The sequence below is a fragment of the Nostoc sp. CENA543 genome (assembly GCF_002896875.1).
Classification (GTDB): domain Bacteria; phylum Cyanobacteriota; class Cyanobacteriia; order Cyanobacteriales; family Nostocaceae; genus Trichormus.
In genome coordinates this window covers 291,944-307,943 of record NZ_CP023278.1, presented here as the reverse complement: position 1 = coordinate 307,943, position 16,000 = coordinate 291,944, and the positions used below count along the sequence as shown (strand labels likewise).

At 42.3% G+C, this 16,000-nt stretch carries 23 protein-coding genes, 1 other RNA gene and 1 pseudogene; 4 read left to right on the top strand and 21 right to left on the bottom strand.

Translation table 11 applies throughout. The annotated features are described in order from the left end of the window. Positions 1-329: 329 nt before the first annotated feature. The gene (asnB, locus tag CLI64_RS01340) at positions 330-2,261 is read left to right on the top strand and encodes an asparagine synthase (glutamine-hydrolyzing) (RefSeq protein ID WP_103135545.1); all 1,932 of its coding nucleotides are present in this window, start codon (positions 330-332) and stop codon (positions 2,259-2,261) included. A 75-nt stretch (positions 2,262-2,336) separates the two neighbouring features. Here the strand turns inward: asnB and ssrA are convergent. The 7 genes from ssrA to CLI64_RS01310 form a co-directional block, all read right to left on the bottom strand. After that, positions 2,337-2,728, bottom strand: a transfer-messenger RNA (tmRNA) gene (gene ssrA / locus CLI64_RS01335). 119 nt (positions 2,729-2,847) lie between these two features. After that, positions 2,848-4,794, bottom strand: a complete 1,947-nt coding sequence (locus tag CLI64_RS01330) for an amino acid transporter (protein WP_103135544.1) — start codon at positions 4,792-4,794, stop codon at positions 2,848-2,850. A gap of 161 nt (positions 4,795-4,955) precedes the next feature. Then, a complete protein-coding gene (locus CLI64_RS30580; RefSeq protein ID WP_157943177.1) occupies positions 4,956-5,048 on the bottom strand; it encodes a F0F1 ATP synthase subunit gamma in 93 nt (30 codons plus the stop codon). A gap of 8 nt (positions 5,049-5,056) precedes the next feature. Beyond that, positions 5,057-5,266, bottom strand: coding sequence for a hypothetical protein (locus CLI64_RS01325; protein WP_225977476.1), 210 nt, complete (start codon positions 5,264-5,266; stop codon positions 5,057-5,059). A gap of 6 nt (positions 5,267-5,272) precedes the next feature. Further along, positions 5,273-5,437 (bottom strand): DUF1778 domain-containing protein, encoded by a 165-nt coding sequence (locus tag CLI64_RS31420; RefSeq protein WP_225977475.1) that lies wholly within the window; start codon positions 5,435-5,437, stop codon positions 5,273-5,275. A 234-nt stretch (positions 5,438-5,671) separates the two neighbouring features. Further along, positions 5,672-6,097, bottom strand: a complete 426-nt coding sequence (locus CLI64_RS01315; protein ID WP_103135543.1) for a hypothetical protein — start codon at positions 6,095-6,097, stop codon at positions 5,672-5,674. Beyond that, entirely contained in the window at positions 6,090-6,242 is a 153-nt protein-coding gene (locus CLI64_RS01310) for a hypothetical protein (RefSeq protein ID WP_225977474.1), read from the bottom strand. The genes CLI64_RS01315 and CLI64_RS01310 overlap by 8 nt, the downstream gene beginning before the upstream one ends. Between CLI64_RS01310 and CLI64_RS31150 the strand changes: the two genes are divergently transcribed. Then, positions 6,241-6,417 carry a hypothetical protein gene (locus CLI64_RS31150; protein WP_192881752.1) on the top strand — a complete coding sequence of 59 codons (177 nt, stop codon included), beginning with the start codon at positions 6,241-6,243 and terminating at the stop codon, positions 6,415-6,417. The two genes, CLI64_RS01310 and CLI64_RS31150, sit on opposite strands and share 2 nt — an antisense overlap. Positions 6,418-6,511: 94 nt before the next feature. On the opposite strand, the gene CLI64_RS01305 is transcribed toward CLI64_RS31150, so the two are convergent. Further along, positions 6,512-6,772, bottom strand: coding sequence for a type II toxin-antitoxin system ParD family antitoxin (locus tag CLI64_RS01305; RefSeq protein WP_103135541.1), 261 nt, complete (start codon positions 6,770-6,772; stop codon positions 6,512-6,514). Between the two features lie 15 nt (positions 6,773-6,787). After that, positions 6,788-7,033, bottom strand: a complete 246-nt coding sequence (locus tag CLI64_RS01300) for a type II toxin-antitoxin system ParD family antitoxin (RefSeq protein ID WP_103135540.1) — start codon at positions 7,031-7,033, stop codon at positions 6,788-6,790. Positions 7,034-7,286: 253 nt separating this feature from the next. Here CLI64_RS01300 and CLI64_RS01295 point away from each other — a divergent pair, with 253 nt between their 5' ends. Further along, a complete protein-coding gene (locus tag CLI64_RS01295) occupies positions 7,287-7,490 on the top strand; it encodes a hypothetical protein (protein WP_103135539.1) in 204 nt (67 codons plus the stop codon). A gap of 299 nt (positions 7,491-7,789) precedes the next feature. Continuing rightward, positions 7,790-8,227 carry a hypothetical protein gene (locus CLI64_RS01290; RefSeq protein ID WP_225977473.1) on the top strand — a complete coding sequence of 146 codons (438 nt, stop codon included), beginning with the start codon at positions 7,790-7,792 and terminating at the stop codon, positions 8,225-8,227. A 247-nt stretch (positions 8,228-8,474) separates the two neighbouring features. On the opposite strand, the pseudogene CLI64_RS01285 reads toward CLI64_RS01290, so the two are convergent. From CLI64_RS01285 to CLI64_RS30575, 12 genes and pseudogenes are all read right to left on the bottom strand, one after another. Beyond that, positions 8,475-8,564 (bottom strand): annotated as a pseudogene (locus tag CLI64_RS01285) (F0F1 ATP synthase subunit gamma); the annotation flags it as partial. A 32-nt stretch (positions 8,565-8,596) separates the two neighbouring features. After that, the gene (locus CLI64_RS01280) at positions 8,597-8,833 is read right to left on the bottom strand and encodes a hypothetical protein (RefSeq protein ID WP_103135538.1); all 237 of its coding nucleotides are present in this window, start codon (positions 8,831-8,833) and stop codon (positions 8,597-8,599) included. Further along, complete coding sequence (locus CLI64_RS01275; RefSeq protein ID WP_103135537.1) at positions 8,821-9,123, bottom strand: hypothetical protein; 303 nt, start codon at positions 9,121-9,123, stop codon at positions 8,821-8,823. The genes CLI64_RS01280 and CLI64_RS01275 overlap by 13 nt, the downstream gene beginning before the upstream one ends. A gap of 131 nt (positions 9,124-9,254) precedes the next feature. Further along, positions 9,255-10,202, bottom strand: coding sequence for a F0F1 ATP synthase subunit gamma (locus CLI64_RS01270; RefSeq protein WP_103135536.1), 948 nt, complete (start codon positions 10,200-10,202; stop codon positions 9,255-9,257). Between the two features lie 100 nt (positions 10,203-10,302). Then, positions 10,303-11,823, bottom strand: coding sequence for a F0F1 ATP synthase subunit alpha (gene atpA / locus CLI64_RS01265; RefSeq protein ID WP_103135535.1), 1,521 nt, complete (start codon positions 11,821-11,823; stop codon positions 10,303-10,305). Positions 11,824-11,952: 129 nt separating this feature from the next. Then, positions 11,953-12,507: an ATP synthase F1 subunit delta gene (gene atpH / locus CLI64_RS01260; protein WP_103135534.1), complete on the bottom strand. Its 555-nt coding sequence runs from the start codon at positions 12,505-12,507 to the stop codon at positions 11,953-11,955. After that, positions 12,507-13,076, bottom strand: coding sequence for a F0F1 ATP synthase subunit B (locus CLI64_RS01255; RefSeq protein WP_103135533.1), 570 nt, complete (start codon positions 13,074-13,076; stop codon positions 12,507-12,509). Before CLI64_RS01255 ends, atpH begins: the two co-directional genes overlap by 1 nt. A gap of 195 nt (positions 13,077-13,271) precedes the next feature. Then, positions 13,272-13,697: a F0F1 ATP synthase subunit B' gene (locus tag CLI64_RS01250; RefSeq protein ID WP_103135532.1), complete on the bottom strand. Its 426-nt coding sequence runs from the start codon at positions 13,695-13,697 to the stop codon at positions 13,272-13,274. Between the two features lie 313 nt (positions 13,698-14,010). Then, on the bottom strand, positions 14,011-14,256 hold the full coding sequence (gene atpE, locus CLI64_RS01245) for an ATP synthase F0 subunit C (RefSeq protein ID WP_008233924.1): 246 nt from the start codon (positions 14,254-14,256) through the stop codon (positions 14,011-14,013). Positions 14,257-14,404: 148 nt separating this feature from the next. Further along, positions 14,405-15,163 carry a F0F1 ATP synthase subunit A gene (gene atpB / locus CLI64_RS01240; protein ID WP_192881658.1) on the bottom strand — a complete coding sequence of 253 codons (759 nt, stop codon included), beginning with the start codon at positions 15,161-15,163 and terminating at the stop codon, positions 14,405-14,407. A 63-nt stretch (positions 15,164-15,226) separates the two neighbouring features. Beyond that, complete coding sequence (locus CLI64_RS01235) at positions 15,227-15,670, bottom strand: ATP synthase subunit I (protein WP_103135531.1); 444 nt, start codon at positions 15,668-15,670, stop codon at positions 15,227-15,229. A 119-nt stretch (positions 15,671-15,789) separates the two neighbouring features. Next, a complete protein-coding gene (locus tag CLI64_RS30575) occupies positions 15,790-15,999 on the bottom strand; it encodes a hypothetical protein (RefSeq protein ID WP_157943176.1) in 210 nt (69 codons plus the stop codon). Position 16,000 lies beyond the last annotated feature (1 nt).

The following is a 16,000-nucleotide window of genomic DNA, read 5'->3' as shown; positions in this document are numbered from 1 at the left end:
TTAAACATAAATTACGCCTGATGTGAATTAGAAAAACCTTAGATATCCAAAAAATAGCCGATGCTGGGAGCTAATGAGACTCGGTAGGGGCGGGTTAATCAAATATCATGAACAATTAACGATGACTTTGGTGAACCCGCCCCTACAAATGTTTACGGAATTACCCGATTTTAATTCACATTAGACGTAAATTATAAAAAGTTATATTTAAAATTACAACTATCTTTTGAAATGTTTAAAAAAATCTTCCTCCAGTCTAATGAGGGATGCTATATTTCCTGGGTTGATAGCTATTGTGGTAGATACTATTAACAGGAAAATATAAATTTATGTGTGGCATTATCGCATTGTTTTCAGCAGAAACGCCAATTTCTGAATCATCCTTGAAATTAGGCATGGATTGCTTAAAACATCGAGGCCCAGATGGACAAAAATTTTGGATTTCTCCCGACCGAAGAGTGGCTTTAGGACATAGAAGACTCAGCATTATTGACCTCATCGGCGGTGAACAACCAATGAGTAATCAAGATGGCAGTTTACATCTAATTGCTAACAATGAGTTTTATGACTTTGAACGGATACAGCATGATTTACAACACCGTGGCTATCAGTTAAAAACTCAATGCGACAGTGAAATTGCGCTTCATTTATATGATGAGTTTGGTACACAATGCCTGCATCATTTACGTGGGGAATTTGCGTTTATAATTTGGGATCAACGTAATGAATTGCTATTTGCAGCCCGCGATCGCTTTGGCATTAAGCCTTTGTATTATGCTACTTACAACAATACTCTCTATGTAGCCTCTGAGGTCAAGGCTTTGTTTGCTGCTGGTGTCCCAGCTAGGTGGGATAGAGACGCATTCTGGCAAGATACATGGGGTGTTTTACCTTCAGGTCGTACATTATACGCCAATGTGCATCAAGTCCCACCAGGATATTATCTTCTAGCATCTCACGCGGGAATTCGTCTACATCGTTATTGGGACTTTGATTATCCCGAAATTGACCATTGTTTAGCTCAACAACAGACCCCAGAAGACTACATTCAACAACTGCGCCACGCCTTAGATGAAGCGATACAATTACGTCTTAGGGCTGATGTGCCGGTTGGCTGCTATTTAAGTGGTGGTCTAGATTCGTCTACAGTTTTAGGAATGGCAGCATCTCATAGTTCTGAGCCTATTCAAGCTTTTACAATTGCTTTTGAACATGAAGCTTATGATGAAGCTGCGATCGCTCGTGAAACCGCAGTATATTGTCAAAGTAAGATCCAGGTTATTCCTATTAACCAAAAAGACATAGCTGATCATTTTGCTGAGGCAATTTGGCATTGTGAGATGTTAAGTTTGAATGCTAATACGACGGCAAAATATCTTTTAAGTCGTGCTGCTAGAGATGCAGGTTATAAAGTTGTTCTCACTGGGGAAGGTTCAGACGAAATTTTTGGCGGATATGTTCACTTTCGTCAAGATAAACTCCTCTATAACCAAGAACCAGAAGAAGAAGCAACTGTCAAACTTTTGTTGGAGGAATTAAAGCAAAAAAATCAAGTTTCGATAGGATTTTTATTCGCTGAAGATCAACCGATTCCCGCTTTAAATACTGTGGAGCAATTGTTAGGTTTTATTCCAGCTTGGATGCAAGCTGCGGCGCAAAGACATTGTGATTATCTGCCTTTATACTCACCCGGAATCACTAGCAAATTTCAATCACAGGATGTATATCGAAGATTTTTCAATCACATAGATGTACAAGGACAACTTAAAGGTAGAGAAGCTGTACATCAATCTCTCTATTTGTGGTCAAAAACGAATTTAGCCAATTATCTGTTGCGAATGTTAGGTGATGGTGTGGAAATGGCACATTCAATTGAAGGAAGACTACCATTTTTAGATCACAAAGTTGTGGAATTAGTTCGTAATATGCCAGTATCGATGAAAATCAATGGTTTGACTGAGAAATATGTGTTGCGAGAAGCTGCAAAGCCATTCATCACAGATACAGTGTACGAACGCCAAAAGCATCCATTTATCGCGCCACCCTCAACTTTCAATCCCAACACTGCATTACAGCAACTAATACAAGATTCGCTGCGAAGTTCGGCAATGTCTAGTCTACCTTTTTATAACCAATCTGCAATTATTGAACTATTAGATGAATTACCCACAACACCAGAAAATAAACGTGCAATCACGGATGTTTTTCTATTAAGAGTGCTAAGTGCTTACGTTTTGCAAGATAAATTTGGATTGACATAAAAAATGCGCGTTTGATTTACACTTAGCCCATTAAAATGAAAATCCACCTAGTTTTAGGTGGATTTTTAGTTATTTCAGTGGATCCGAGCAGAGTCGAACTGCTGTCCAAATTGGGTATTGACCCCCCACTCGTTCACAGGTTTAGCCTTTCTGACCCTCAAGGCGGGAATCGTTCATTATCCCGAACGTAGGATGCTCTGATTAAGTCTTAGCTAGCAAGCCAACCAGAGAACACTTGCTAGAGCGTCCGTTGGGGGTTGGTCTTTAGTCCTTAACGGAGTCAAACTAAAGACGCTCGAATCTATAAGAGATTATTAGGCAACTGCAACAGTAGCAGGCTTACGAGCAAATTTTACGATGTTATTCGCATTTACTTTTGTTTTGAGCCTTGATTTGCGAGAGGTGACTCACTCTCGACCTGAATCATAGAGCAGCGTTCGCCAACCTGTCGAAACCGTTACGGACCCATGTCTCTATACTCTCATTATAATACGCGATTTTACAGTTGTGGGTAAACACGGTGGGATTTTGGCGAGTAGTTGAGGAAAAGCGATCGCCATTTCCGAAATGTTCCTTGACAATCTACTTAACCTCCAACATGAATAGCAGGGCGGCGTTCAGGGTCTTTCTCAGTTCGACGCAATACTTCACGCGTCACAATAGCAATATCACCCTCACCAAATAAGATAAAACGCAGTAAGTATTGGATGGGATTTCCTTCTGGCCAACCGAAGTAAGCGTGAGGAGTTTTATGGATTTGATCGCGAATATAAAGAAGTAAGGCGGCGATCGCATTGGGGACTGCTGTAGCTTGCGCCCGTAAAATCCGATACTTACCCACTTGTAACCCTTGGACTCTGATCACATTCGTAAATTCTGAAGGGTCGGATACTAAAATTTCTAAGAAGAGGATAGGGTCGGTAGGCGGAATATGGTTATCCTCGCGTACTTCTTTCTCTTTGAGAAAATACTCTTGCTCATCACCTGTATTCAGTCGATTGGCAATAATGCGGATTGCACCTTGACTTTCTTCGGCAATGAAGCTTTGGGCTATTTCGTCAATTTCAACCCGTTCTACTCGTAGTTCCGTCGAACGCCAAACCCGTGAAATCAGGGAGGTGAAAATAATACTAACTATGAAAAATGTCGCGATTCTGAGTCCTTCTGGTCTTTCCATAATATTGACAATCGTGGTGTATATAAACAACAGTGTGATCAGCCCAAAAAGTATTGTTCGCCGCTTCCCTCTTTGATAATGAATTGATAGGGTAACAGCGATCGCAGCTGAACTCATCAACACCAATACACCTGTCGCATATGCTCCACCCTGGGCTTCCACATTTGCCCGAAAGATAATTGTCACCCCGAACGCAATAATCGTATAGACTAACACTAACGGACGCGTTACTAATACCCAATTTGGTGCCATCCCATAACGCGGTAAATAGCGAGGCACAATATTCAGCAGTCCTGCCATTGCCGATGCGCCGGCAAACCACAATATAGAAATAGTGCTTAGATCATAAAGTGTACCGAAACAGTTTCCTAGATATTGATGTGCCAGATATGCCAAAGCACGTCCATTCGCCTTACCTCCTGTTTGAAATTCTGCGGACGGAATTAAAACAGTCGTAATAAAACTGCTGGTAATTAAAAAAAAGCTCATAATTAAAGCCGCAGTAGTTAGCAGTTTGCGTGTATTACGAACACGCCCCCTGGGAAAGTAGGGATCGTCGCTGCTTTGGCCTTTAACAAGCGGCATAACGGCAACACCAGTTTCAAAGCCTGATAATCCTAGTGCTAGCTTCGGAAAGAGTAGAACAGCTACGCCAAACATGACTACAAAATTGGGATGGCGTGCAAAAAGTGCTGTTTGCCAATTAGTAATCACAGATGGATCAATGACAATCTGATACAGCCCAACACAAATTACAATCAAGTTGAAGAGCAGATAAACTCCCACTAAAAATACTGCTATTCCAACTGCTTCTCGGAAGCCTCTGAGGAAGACTATGGCTAATAGTGACACCAAGATCAGGGTTATGCCTATTTGCTGACCGTGTAGCCACGTTGGGGCGAAAGGATTTTCGACAATATGAGCCGTAGCATCGGCAGCCGACAGGGTAATAGTGATGATGAAATCGGTGGCGACAAACCCCAGTAAGCACAACACAAATAATTTACCTTGCCACCATGAAAGCAAATGCTCAAGCATGGCAATTGAACCTTCGCCGTGGGGGCTTTTAGCAGCAACATGGCGATAAATCGGTAATGCGCCAAACAGTGTCAACAAGACTAAAATCAAGGTGGCAATGGGAGAAAGAACACCTGCTGCTAATGCTGCAATCCCAGGTTGATAGCCAAGGGTGGAAAAATAATCGACACCAGTTAGGCACATCACTTGCCACCAGGGATGTTGGCGATGTATTTCTTCGTGATGGTGTGATCTTTCTTTTTCTTGTCGGTCTTCTTCCAGCAACCAGCGCATAAACTTTCTGCTGATTGTTGGTGTTGGAACAGTTGGTTTAACCATCAAACACTACTCCTGCTCTATAGCTTATGGTAGTCGCCATCAATCATTTTTGCGACCGTTGAGCAACCCAAAACTAAAATCCAATCGCCAAAAGCAAAAATAGCTAACTGCTAGTTTTAAACTCACTAGCAATTAGCTATTAATTATAGTTAGCAATTGACTTATTCCTTACCGAGTGCTTCTGCACTACCAACAACCTCAAGTAGCTCTTGAGTAATTGCAGCTTGGCGATCGCCATCAATCCAAACTGACATCAGGAAGATTACTCTAACATTTTCCGAATATCCTTCAACATTAAAAATAGATGTAAAGGATCAGTCGGACTAGGTTCAAAATCAAAATTTTCATACCATGCTCGTGCTTGCTCGTCTTTAGCATGAACTAGCAAAGTACGAATCCCTAAAATGTCTGCGGCTGCGTTGACACGTTTGATACATTCTTTTAATAATTTCTCAATATACAGATTATTCAAGGGAAATTACTCAAATACGCTAGGCTCATTTAATAGACGACGCAAGCGGGGTTTTTCTGCTGTGGGAGCGTCAAGGGCATTTTGAAAAGCTTGCCATTGTTCATCATCTAGGGCAAAGACTTTACGATTTGTTAAAGCATTTTGAGCCGCAATTAAACCGTGTTCTAACAAGAACTCACATTTTTATGACTTGCAGCCGCAGCTTGCTGCGATAGTTTTTTGACAGTAGAACTTTTACGAATGTCTATCCGTTCGGTTCTAGACTCCGGTGAGTGACTCATAACTTCAGTGTATATAGATTTTACTCTCAACACCTAAGTTAGCATCCACACATTGTCCTGACAAAAGGAATAAGGATTAAAACTGTTTTCGAGTAGAGCGATCGCAAAATACTCTGATCCCAATTTAAGACTGATAGGACTTTGGTTTGATATCAAACTGTAACTGAGAACGGTAGAAACACACATCAAATTCCATAAAGAAGTTGACTTGACCCAAAATGAGCGGCAAATTTGTAGCTTGCGTCCATGCAAATACTAATTTTACAGCCTCAAACCGTCCAACAATAGCTTGCACAAGCACAACTCGCGCTTCATACTGAGCAAGATTTCCTGTCAAACTCAGTGCTGTTGTCTGGCGTTCCCATTCATAACCAAGCTCAATTCCCACTGGATAAGGAAGTACATTGACACTTGCACCAGTGTCCAATAAACCTAATGTTTCTACGGTTTTTTGTTGATAAATCAGGCTCAGAGGCAAATGTGGACGAAAGCTGGCTTCCCCTGATGTAGCATCACTAGAAACAAATGGATATCGTTCAGCATTACGCATGGTCTTGATTTTGAGTGTCTTGTAGCACTCGTAGCATAGTGTCTGCTGCTTCTACTGCATCATAGGGCGACCACACTGGATAAGACTGGTTTGGTTGAATTAGATCCGTTTCTTGTTTTGCTAGTTCTGAGATTAAAATTTGCATGACATGGAATTTGTCTGCACGACTCAGACCCCGTAATGTCGAGATTAGTTCTGAGGAAACCATGCTATTAACTCTGGGTATTCGAGTTTTCCTCTCTATTTTATTTGCTTTACCGATTCCCTACCTAGACAAACACAGTTATAGGAAAATTGGTTTTGCAGGCGATCGCTTTTAGTTTAGTCTTGCTAGCCTCAGCGTTTTCAATCACTGATTCGCTTGTGGGGAAGGCTAGAGCTACATTAGGAATGAGTAGTATAAAAAGTATTGCATTATCTTTGAGTTTCACGGGCTTGGCGTAATTTATCTTCTAGTCGCGCCATCACTACTCCAGCATCCTCAATTTCTCCACGTTCGATAGCAGCAAGCCCAGCAGCTAGTTTTTTCTCAGTTTCTTTTTCCCATTCTTGATAACCTTTCTCCCATTCCTCCAGCAATTTCAATGCTTTGGTAATCACATCTTCAGCATTTTCATATCTACCTGTAGCAATCCTGGTTTGTATAAATTGTTCATATTCCGCTTTTAGTTGGATGTTTACAGTTTTTACCTATGGTTGCTTAAACGTGTTAGCTCTGCCTATAACATCATCCATGTTGAGGGGTGTAGATTCGCCACTATTAATTCCCTGCTGAATCTCACGGCGCAATTCTGCTAAACGTATTTCTTTTAAAGCATCTTGTTCTTTGAGGAGTCGTAAACCTTCACGGATAACTTCACTTGCAGAAGTATACATCCCGCTTTCAACTTTCGATTGCACCCACTTTTCCAATTCGGGGGTTAAAGAAACGTTCATCTGCTACCTCTTGATAGGCTGATACCAATCATCCTATCGGTAATAACAGAAAATGTCCAAGTTTGTTATTTTTATTGTTTTGTAATCTAAATGTTGCTACTCAAAATCATAAGTATGCACTACTATCTAGCAACAGTATTTTTAATCTCACTTCAATACCAACTTTAGATAATAGTTTTATCAGGATGATAATTCCACCAAATTTTACGGGAATACTTAAAAATAGGAACTTAAATGTTTTTAGAGGCTCATTATGTTTGGAATTGACAAGATTACACCAGGAAAAGTGGTTAAAGCTGCAACAGTCGCTGCTGGTGTTGGTGCTGCGGCTATGCTTGCACCCATAGGGGTAGTTGCTGTTATTGGACTTACGGCTGCTGGGGCTGGTGCGAGTTGGGTAGCTGATAGTCTAGGAGATGAAATAAATAGTAATGACAAAGACAAAAGTGATAGCTAGTTCTCTCTAATTAAGTTACAAGACAAGATTGTAGTAAATCACAAAAAAACTGGGATAAGCTCATAATGCTTACTCTATAGAGATAAAGATTATGTCGATGTTAGTAGTTAATTCTTTAACATTACTAGTGACTAATCCACATAAAAATAGAGGTGGTATTACTTTTATATTCTTTATGTAGTGTAAGGTATCCCAGTTTTTTGTTGAAATGGAAATAATACCAATCTAAGTTATATCGATTCTATCAATTTTGAGATTTTAACTGCTAGTTATTAATAAACTTACCTAAATGACTAAATATGGGCGTATTTAACAAAATTACAACAACATTTCAGGAACCTAGACAACTTATACAAAAAAGTCTAGAAGAATATATTGTGTTTAGCCTAGAAGCGAAACAGTTGACTTTAAGAAAAAAAGTTGTTTTACTTCTCTGCAAAAAAGCACAATCTAGAGTTGAGCAATTAAAAAGCTTAGAACCAGACTTAGAGGAAGGGCTTATTGCAACAATAGAGTACAATCAGATTCAAGTAAAATTACATTTTACTCCTGAGAAAATAACTCTTAACAAAGACGACATTGAAGGAGAAATTCGCTTATTAAAGCCTCCTCAGTTTGATACTGAGTCGATAGTTTACCGTTATCTCATTGCTGGCTGGAAAATTTTCTTGGGAGGTAAAGTTCCTAATGGAGCTTTACCAAAGGAAGTTAGAATTGAAGATGATAAAATATACTAAACTCTCCCTAGAAATCAGTTGCAGCTTTTAGATTCCCTTTTTCATAATCTTGAAGATGGCTCTTCTTTGACAACTAAAGTAAAAGAGGGAGAGTTAACTATTGGCACTTCTGTAACTTTAAATTGGAATAATTTCAAACTTCAAAATTTGCTACAACTTCTGAATCTCAAAAACTAAAAATAGCTAACTGCTAGTTTTAAACTCACCAGCAATTAGCTATTAATTATAGTTAGCAATTGACTTATTCCTAACCGAGTGCTTCTGCACCACCAACAACCTCAAGCAGCTCTTGAGTAATTGCAGCTTGACGAGCTTTGTTGTAAAACAAGGAAAGATTTACACACCTGTCCGTCTGATACATTAGAATTGTTAGGCAACTGGTTGCATTGAACTTATTTGCCCTAGCTCAACACTCACAGCATCAAAGCGATCGTCTCCTGGATGATATGACAAAACTTCTATACCAATTGGCTCGCCACTCACCCCATCTTTAATCAAAATCACCCCGTCTCCAAGCTCAGTGGCAATTTGGTTTTTTCTCGGTACTTGCCAAAAGACACTTAATAGCTCCATTTCTGGTTCGTAAAACACCTTTATTTGAGCCACACTGTTTCGCCCTCCTTAATCGCATCTGTTTGGTAGGCTGTAATCAGGAATCCATCTCCATTTAAGCGTCGCGCCACCGCAACTACCCAACGTTTTTCTTTCCGTTCCCGATAAAATAATAATACTTCTGCATCTCGGCTACTGCGTCGAACTTCATCCGGTGCAGCAAGAGCTGATTGAATTAGCTCCTCTAATTCCTCTATATCAGGATGCTTGATAATCAATCGTTGCCAATACTCTTCAGATGTTCTCACTGTAAAGCCAAGGGGCGTAGAAATTTCAAACTTCATGGAAATACTAGCACTACAAAGATTCGTATCACATTTGTTTGTCGCATATGCCCAAAACTAAAAATAGCTAATCGCTAGTTTTAAACTCACCAGCAATTAGCTATTAATTATAGTTAGCAATTGATTTATTCCTAACCGAGTGCTTCTGCACCACCAACAACCTCAAGCAGCTCTTGAGTAATTGCAGCTTGGCGGGCTTTGTTGTAAGACAAGGAAAGGCTTTTAATCAATTCACCAGCGTTATCACTGGCGTTGCTCATCGCTGTCATCCGCGCGGCTAGTTCACTAGCGGCAGATTCTTGCAATGCGCGTAATAGTTGGTTGCCCAAATATAGAGGTAGCAAGGAATCCAGAATTTGTACTGGGTCTTGCTCGAAAATCATGTCGCGGGGTAAAGGACGTGCTTCGCTAGTCACTTTTTGCCGTTCCACTTCAAACTGACCACCACGAGTTGTTAAGCGGAAGATTTCGTCGTCGGCTGCTTCTAAACCTTGGGGGTCAAGAGGTAGCAAAGTTTGCACTACGGGACGAGAACTTACTAAGGAGACGAAGCGAGTATAAATTAACTCGATGCGGTCTACTTTCTCAGAAAGGAACAAAGACAGCAACTCGTCAGCAATCTTAGTGGCTTCCTCAGCAGTGGGGATTTGTTCTAAACCACTGTAAGTAGCGTCAATTGGTTGGTCGCGGCGTTGGAAGTATTGAGCAGCTTTCCGTCCCACGATGACGAAGGTGTAGTCAATACCTTCTGCTTTCAGTTCCTTTGTACGGTTTTCAGCACGACGGATGACGTTACTATTGTAACCGCCACACAAACCGCGATCGCCTGAAATTACCAACAACCCTACTGATTTCACTTCCCGTTTTCTCAGGAGTGGGAGGTTGGCTTCTTCAAAGCGCAAACGTGTTTGCAGACCGTAGAGCACCTGCGCTAATCTGTCAGCGAAGGGGCGAGTTGCTAGCACTTGTTCTTGCGCTCTCCGCACCCGCGCCGCCGCTACTAGGCGCATCGCTTCTGTAATTTTTTTGGTGTTCTTGACCGACTGAATGCGATCGCGTATTGATTTTAGGTTAGGCATATTCTCTTAAGTTCCCAGTCAATAGTCTCTAGTCGAAAATTCATAGTCAATAGCCATTAATTTATGAACTAATGACTAATGACCAATGACTAATGACCAACTACGCTGCTGCTTTGAAGGTCTTTTTGTAATCGTCTAAAGCAGCTTTCAAGGATTTTTCTTCGTCATCACCTAGCACTTTGCTGCCTTGTACTGCGGCGTAGTAAGGGTTAGCACCAGATTTCAAGTAATCTCTGAAGCCCTTGGTGAAGGTGGTAACTTTGTCAACGGCGATATCATCCAAGTAACCGTTGATACCAGCGTAGAGAATAGCCACTTGTTCAGCTACGGACAAAGGCTCGTTTTGGGGCTGTTTGAGCAGTTCCCGTAAGCGTTGACCTCTAGCTAATTGGTCTTGGGTAGCTTTATCTAAGTCGGAAGCGAATTGTGCGAAAGCTTGCAGGTCGTCGAACTGTGCTAGTTCGAGCTTAATCTTACCAGCAACTTTCTTCATCGCTTTGGTTTGCGCCGCAGAACCTACACGGGATACGGAGATACCAGGGTTTACAGCCGGACGAACACCAGCGTTGAACAAGTCAGAAGATAAGAAAATCTGACCGTCGGTAATCGAAATTACGTTGGTAGGAATGTAAGCAGAAACGTCACCAGCTTGGGTTTCGATGATGGGTAGTGCGGTCATGCTACCTTTACCCAATTCGTCGCTGAGTTTAGCAGCGCGTTCCAACAAGCGGGAGTGAATGTAGAATACGTCTCCGGGGTAAGCTTCCCGTCCGGGTGGACGACGCAGCAGCAAGGACATTTGGCGATAAGCTTGTGCTTGCTTGGACAAGTCGTCGTAAACTACCAGGGTAGCTTTGCCTTTGTACATGAAGTATTCAGCAATGGTCGCGCCGGTGTAGGGTGCGAGGAATTGCAGGGTAGCAGGGTCACTGGCGTTAGCAGCAACTACTACGGTGTAGTCCATCGCGCCTTTTTCTTGCAGGGTTTGGACTACGTTCGCAACGGTGGAAGCTTTTTGACCAACGGCGACGTAAACACAAACTACATCTTCGCCTTTTTGGTTAATGATAGTGTCAATGGCGATCGCAGTTTTACCTGTTTGACGGTCGCCAATGATCAATTCCCGTTGTCCACGACCGATGGGAATCATGGAGTCAATAGCGGTAATACCGGTTTGCATCGGTTCGTGTACGGAACGACGCGCAATAATACCAGGTGCAGGAGATTCAATCAAACGGCTTTCACTGGATTTGATATCACCTTTACCATCGATAGGACGACCCAAAGCGTCAACAACGCGACCAATCAAGGATTCGCCTACACCGATTTGAGCGATTCTACCAGTAGCGGTGACAGAACTACCTTCTTGGATTTCCCGGCCTTCACCCATCAATACCGCGCCCACGTTATCTTCTTCCAAGTTTTGGGCGATACCAACAGTACCGTCTTCAAATTCCAACAATTCACCCGCCATAGCCTTTTCTAGACCATAAATCCGGGCAATACCGTCTCCAACTTGCAGAACAGTACCTACGTTAGCAACTTTGACTTCTTGGTCGTATTGCTCAATTTGCTGTTGAATAATGCTACTAATTTCGTCGGGTCTAATTGATATGCTCATGGTGTATCTTTTTTTCTTGCAAGACGGAAGAATTTGATAGTAATCAGTAGAGTGGGCATTGGGAATTGGGCATGGGGCATGGTTTTCAACTCTCCCCTGCTCCCTGCTCCTGAAGCTCCCCTGCTTCTTCTAGCCATTCGTTAAGCGTAAAGACAGGCGACGGAGTTGACCCCGTAAGCTGGAATCAATTACTTGTGAGCCGACTTTGATGATCACACCACCAATTAAATCGCTGTCAACTTTAGTTACCAGTTCTACTTGACGAGCTTTAGTAAGTGCGATAATTTTCTGCTCAATTGCCTGTTGCTGTTCTGGTGATAGGGGAACAGCAGAGGTGACTTCCGCTAACACGGTTTGATTCAACTGCCGCAACAGTGCTAAATACTGCTGTAGAATTTCTTCCAAGAAGAAAATGCGTCGTTTGTCTACTAACAGTAACAAAAAGTTGCGTAAGTAAGGGTTAGCTTGCTCGCCCAAAATTTGCGAGATAACCCCTTTTTTTGTATCTGGTTTAATAAAGGGGTTATCTATGAAATTTTTTAGCTGTTGAGAATTCTGCACCAGGTCAATTAAGGTACGAGCATCGTTACCAAACTCTTCGGTGAGATTTTTGGATTTTGCTAGTGACATTAAAGCCTGTGCATAAGGCTGGGCTATTTCAGCTGTTTCTACAGTACTTTTCATTACCGTCCTCCCACCTGAGCGATGCTACGGTCAATGATGGCTTGCTGTACATCGTCAGCAATTCCCGACCGCAGTTGTGACTCGACTTTTTGTAATGCCAGGGCGGCTACTCGCTGCCGCAGTTCGGTCAACGCCCGCTCTCTTTCGGTGTTTAAATCAGCTGCTGCTGTTTGTTTCAAGCGTTCTACGTCTTGCGCTGCCTTGGCCAATAGGGCTTCTTTAGTTGCCTGGGCATTTTCTTCGGCTGCTTTGCGGATGCGCTCTGCTTCAGCCTGAGCCTGGGTCAACTGTTCTTGCGCTTGGGAAAGAGCAGCTTGTGCGTCTTTTAAGCGTTTTTCGGCATCCTGAATTGCTGTAGCAATGTTGGACTTGCGCTCAGTCAGGATATTGCTTAAAACTTTACGTCCAAAGTAGAATAGTATGCCTATCAGAATCGCCAGGTTAATGACATTGGTTTCCAGGATGTCTAGGTTTAGACCGAAACCACCTTCTGCTGCGCCTTCTGCCAACTCAGAGTGAACAGCGTGCGCTTCTGCGGCAAGTAATAAGAAATTGCCCATGATACCCATTTACAAGTGCGCTGCTCGCTTGCTAGTACATTGTATTTTCTCCCAGGAAACTTTAACCTCTTCACTTCCTAATCAGAAATCAAGCGTCTTCATTTCCCGATGAGAAAGATGTCTTTCTTGACACTTAATTAAGCGCGCTGGGAATATTGCCCAGGTGCGCTTATTTTTTGACAGAGCAGGAGCATATGAAGCTCATTAAGCTGCTGTCCCTAATAATTTTCCGAGAATTTGCTGGCTGAGGCTATCCACTTGCTGCTCTAAGGAGCGCATAGCTTCTTGCTTTTGTTGCTCGATTTCAATGGCAGCTTTTTCTCTTTGAGCTTGAGCTTCCTGTTGTGCTTCGGCAATCTTTTGGGCAGTAATGGTTTTAGCGTCAGTTTGGGCTGCTTCTGCAACTGCTAGTGCTTGCTTGCGTGCATCTGCTAATTTTTGCTCGTATTCTTGAGCTAAACGTTCAGCTTTCGCCAAGCGTTCTTTTGCATCCAGGGTATTGGTGCGGATGTAGTTATCGCGATCGTCCAGTACCTTGGTAATTGGCTTATAGAATATAGCATTCAACAATGCTGCCAACACCAAGAACTGCAATGCCATTAATGGCAAGGTAGCATCGAAATCAAACATTTCTCTCCTCGTGAGGTTGGAGTAGCAGTTTTCATGGCTAACAATTACATCCAACCTTTGATATTTTAGAGACCCATAGCCAACAAGGGTCAAGGGATTTTGGATTTTAGATTTGCGATTTTGGATTCATACTAACCCAAGGGTTAACTTGTTCTGAGCATTTTTAGATTGCTGATTTTGAGATTGACTCTACCCACCAGCTTAAAAACATTGACCAAAAACTTTTGATAATCCAAAATCCAAAATCCAAAATCTAAAATCTCTTGTAGAGGCGTGAAATTTCACGTCTCTACATTGATCAAACTTTTAGGGATTAGGAAAAGGGGTTAGCGAACAGCAATACAAGGGCAATAACCAGACCGTAAATAGTCAGGGATTCCATGAACGCCAAGGTTAATAGCAGAGTACCGCGAATTTTGCCTTCTGCTTCGGGTTGACGAGCAATACCTTCTACTGCTTGACCAGCAGCGTTACCTTGACCGATACCAGGGCCGATTGCAGCCAAACCAATTGCTAGAGCAGCAGCTAGAACTGAAGCAGCAGAAACTAATGGATCCATGTTGATTTTCCTTGCTTTAAGTACAGAAATAACAAAAGTTAACTAGTTAAGACGTGTTTTTTCACGCTGCACCGAGTTCTTACAAATCGCGCCAGGCGACATTTTGAGCGTTAATGCTCTTTTTGAACTGTGCTAACAACTGAGGGCGTTAATGCTCCTCATGCTCGTCGCCGTGTCCTTCCATCGCCTCATGAATGTATGCTCCGGCTAGGGTAGCAAACACTAACGCCTGGATAGCACTGGTGAATAAACCCAAGGCCATTACAGGGAGAGGAATGAACAAAGGAACTAACAGCACTAATACCGCCACAACCAATTCATCCGCCAAAATGTTTCCGAAAAGACGGAAGCTTAGGGAGAGGGGCTTAGTAAAATCTTCCAGAATAGCAATTGGCAATAATACGGGTGTTGGCTCTATGTACTTCTTGAAGTAACCTAAACCCCGCTTGCTGAATCCGGCATAAAAGTATGCTAAAGAGGTCAGCAATGCCAATGCGACTGTCGTATTGATGTCGTTGGTGGGGGCTGCTAATTCACCAGATGGCAGCTTAATCAGCTTCCAAGGAATCAGCGCACCTGACCAGTTCGATACGAAGATAAACAAGAATAATGTACCAATAAATGGTACCCAAGGGCGGTATTCTTTCTCACCCAGTTGGTTTTTAGCCAAGTCCCGAATAAATTCTAGGGCATATTCCATCAAATTTTGGATGCCACTGGGAATTCTTTGGGGGTTGCGACTGGCGGCTAGTGAAGCTATTACTAGCAAACTAATCACAAACCACGAGGTGAGGAACACTTGCCCGTGAATTTTGAGGTTGCCCAATTGCCAGTAGAAATGATGACCCACTTCTAATTCGGCTAGGGGAAAAGAATTAAAGGCGTTTAAGACACTAAGCATTTGCATTCTTCAAGCATTTTCCCCAAGGAGCGAGGATGGGTGTATTGTCTTTAGTGAGCCTGATTTGTTTTAAGAATCAGGATTGAACGCAGTTTGCACCATGTAGACGAGGAGTGTGCCTTTGTAGGTGAGAAATCCCAAAAAAATGGGCATAACTTGTAGATCGCGCCATTGAGTTGCTAGTATAATCAACCCAATAAATAGAGCAAAACGATTTTTGCTCAGACGCTTTTTCTCTCCACCCAGCGACTCAACGTCTTTAGCTAGCATCTTTAAGTAAAACACACCTGTACACGCCCCTAATAAATAATTGAGGGCAATGTTGAGGGAATAAAAAATCCACACCGAGATGAATATTATCCCAGTCAGGACAAGTGTGATTACCAACAACTTCTGGTAGAGTTGATAGAACTCGCTCATAGAAGTGTTGACTGGTTCTGTGTCCTCAAAACCAGATTCAGCATCTTGTGGTGTTGTCGGATTCGGTGCAATTGATTCTTCTGACAAGCTCACGGGACTTGAAACCAGTACAGCTAACTATATGATGACTGCACATTCAGTCAGCTGAATCATATCACGATCCGGTAACAATACTTTAGAAAAAAACAATTAACTTCTTTTTTTGGTGGGATTTAAGAGGGGTTAGAGGTAAGAGATTGTTTCATGTTGGGTAAAGTGTGGCTGTGATTGGCTTGTAGGGAATTTCCAGCTATTGCTGTGATGATGAAGTCGGATTTCAGTGCATCAGTCGGTTTTGGAGAGTGTTTTGTAGAGAAGCGATATATCGCTAACTGTTCCGCTAGGGCTGAGTTCACAAATTTCTGACTTGTAGGGTTATTCATC

Coding starts and splice junctions, on each gene's coding strand:
- asnB (WP_103135545.1), top strand. CDS start 330: ATGTGTGGCATTATCGCATTGTTTTCAGCAGAAACGCCAATTTCTGAA.
- CLI64_RS01330 (WP_103135544.1), bottom strand. CDS start 4,794: ATGGTTAAACCAACTGTTCCAACACCAACAATCAGCAGAAAGTTTATG.
- CLI64_RS30580 (WP_157943177.1), bottom strand. CDS start 5,048: ATGTCAGTTTGGATTGATGGCGATCGCCAAGCTGCAATTACTCAAGAG.
- CLI64_RS01315 (WP_103135543.1), bottom strand. CDS start 6,097: ATGCGTAATGCTGAACGATATCCATTTGTTTCTAGTGATGCTACATCA.
- CLI64_RS31150 (WP_192881752.1), top strand. CDS start 6,241: ATGACATGGAATTTGTCTGCACGACTCAGACCCCGTAATGTCGAGATT.
- CLI64_RS01310 (WP_225977474.1), bottom strand. CDS start 6,242: ATGCAAATTTTAATCTCAGAACTAGCAAAACAAGAAACGGATCTAATT.
- CLI64_RS01300 (WP_103135540.1), bottom strand. CDS start 7,033: ATGAACGTTTCTTTAACCCCCGAATTGGAAAAGTGGGTGCAATCGAAA.
- CLI64_RS01295 (WP_103135539.1), top strand. CDS start 7,287: ATGTTTGGAATTGACAAGATTACACCAGGAAAAGTGGTTAAAGCTGCA.
- CLI64_RS01290 (WP_225977473.1), top strand. CDS start 7,790: ATGGGCGTATTTAACAAAATTACAACAACATTTCAGGAACCTAGACAA.
- CLI64_RS01275 (WP_103135537.1), bottom strand. CDS start 9,123: ATGAAGTTTGAAATTTCTACGCCCCTTGGCTTTACAGTGAGAACATCT.
- CLI64_RS01270 (WP_103135536.1), bottom strand. CDS start 10,202: ATGCCTAACCTAAAATCAATACGCGATCGCATTCAGTCGGTCAAGAAC.
- atpA (WP_103135535.1), bottom strand. CDS start 11,823: ATGAGCATATCAATTAGACCCGACGAAATTAGTAGCATTATTCAACAG.
- atpH (WP_103135534.1), bottom strand. CDS start 12,507: ATGAAAAGTACTGTAGAAACAGCTGAAATAGCCCAGCCTTATGCACAG.
- CLI64_RS01255 (WP_103135533.1), bottom strand. CDS start 13,076: ATGGGTATCATGGGCAATTTCTTATTACTTGCCGCAGAAGCGCACGCT.
- CLI64_RS01250 (WP_103135532.1), bottom strand. CDS start 13,697: ATGTTTGATTTCGATGCTACCTTGCCATTAATGGCATTGCAGTTCTTG.
- atpE (WP_008233924.1), bottom strand. CDS start 14,256: ATGGATCCATTAGTTTCTGCTGCTTCAGTTCTAGCTGCTGCTCTAGCA.
- atpB (WP_192881658.1), bottom strand. CDS start 15,163: ATGCAAATGCTTAGTGTCTTAAACGCCTTTAATTCTTTTCCCCTAGCC.
- CLI64_RS30575 (WP_157943176.1), bottom strand. CDS start 15,999: ATGAATAACCCTACAAGTCAGAAATTTGTGAACTCAGCCCTAGCGGAA.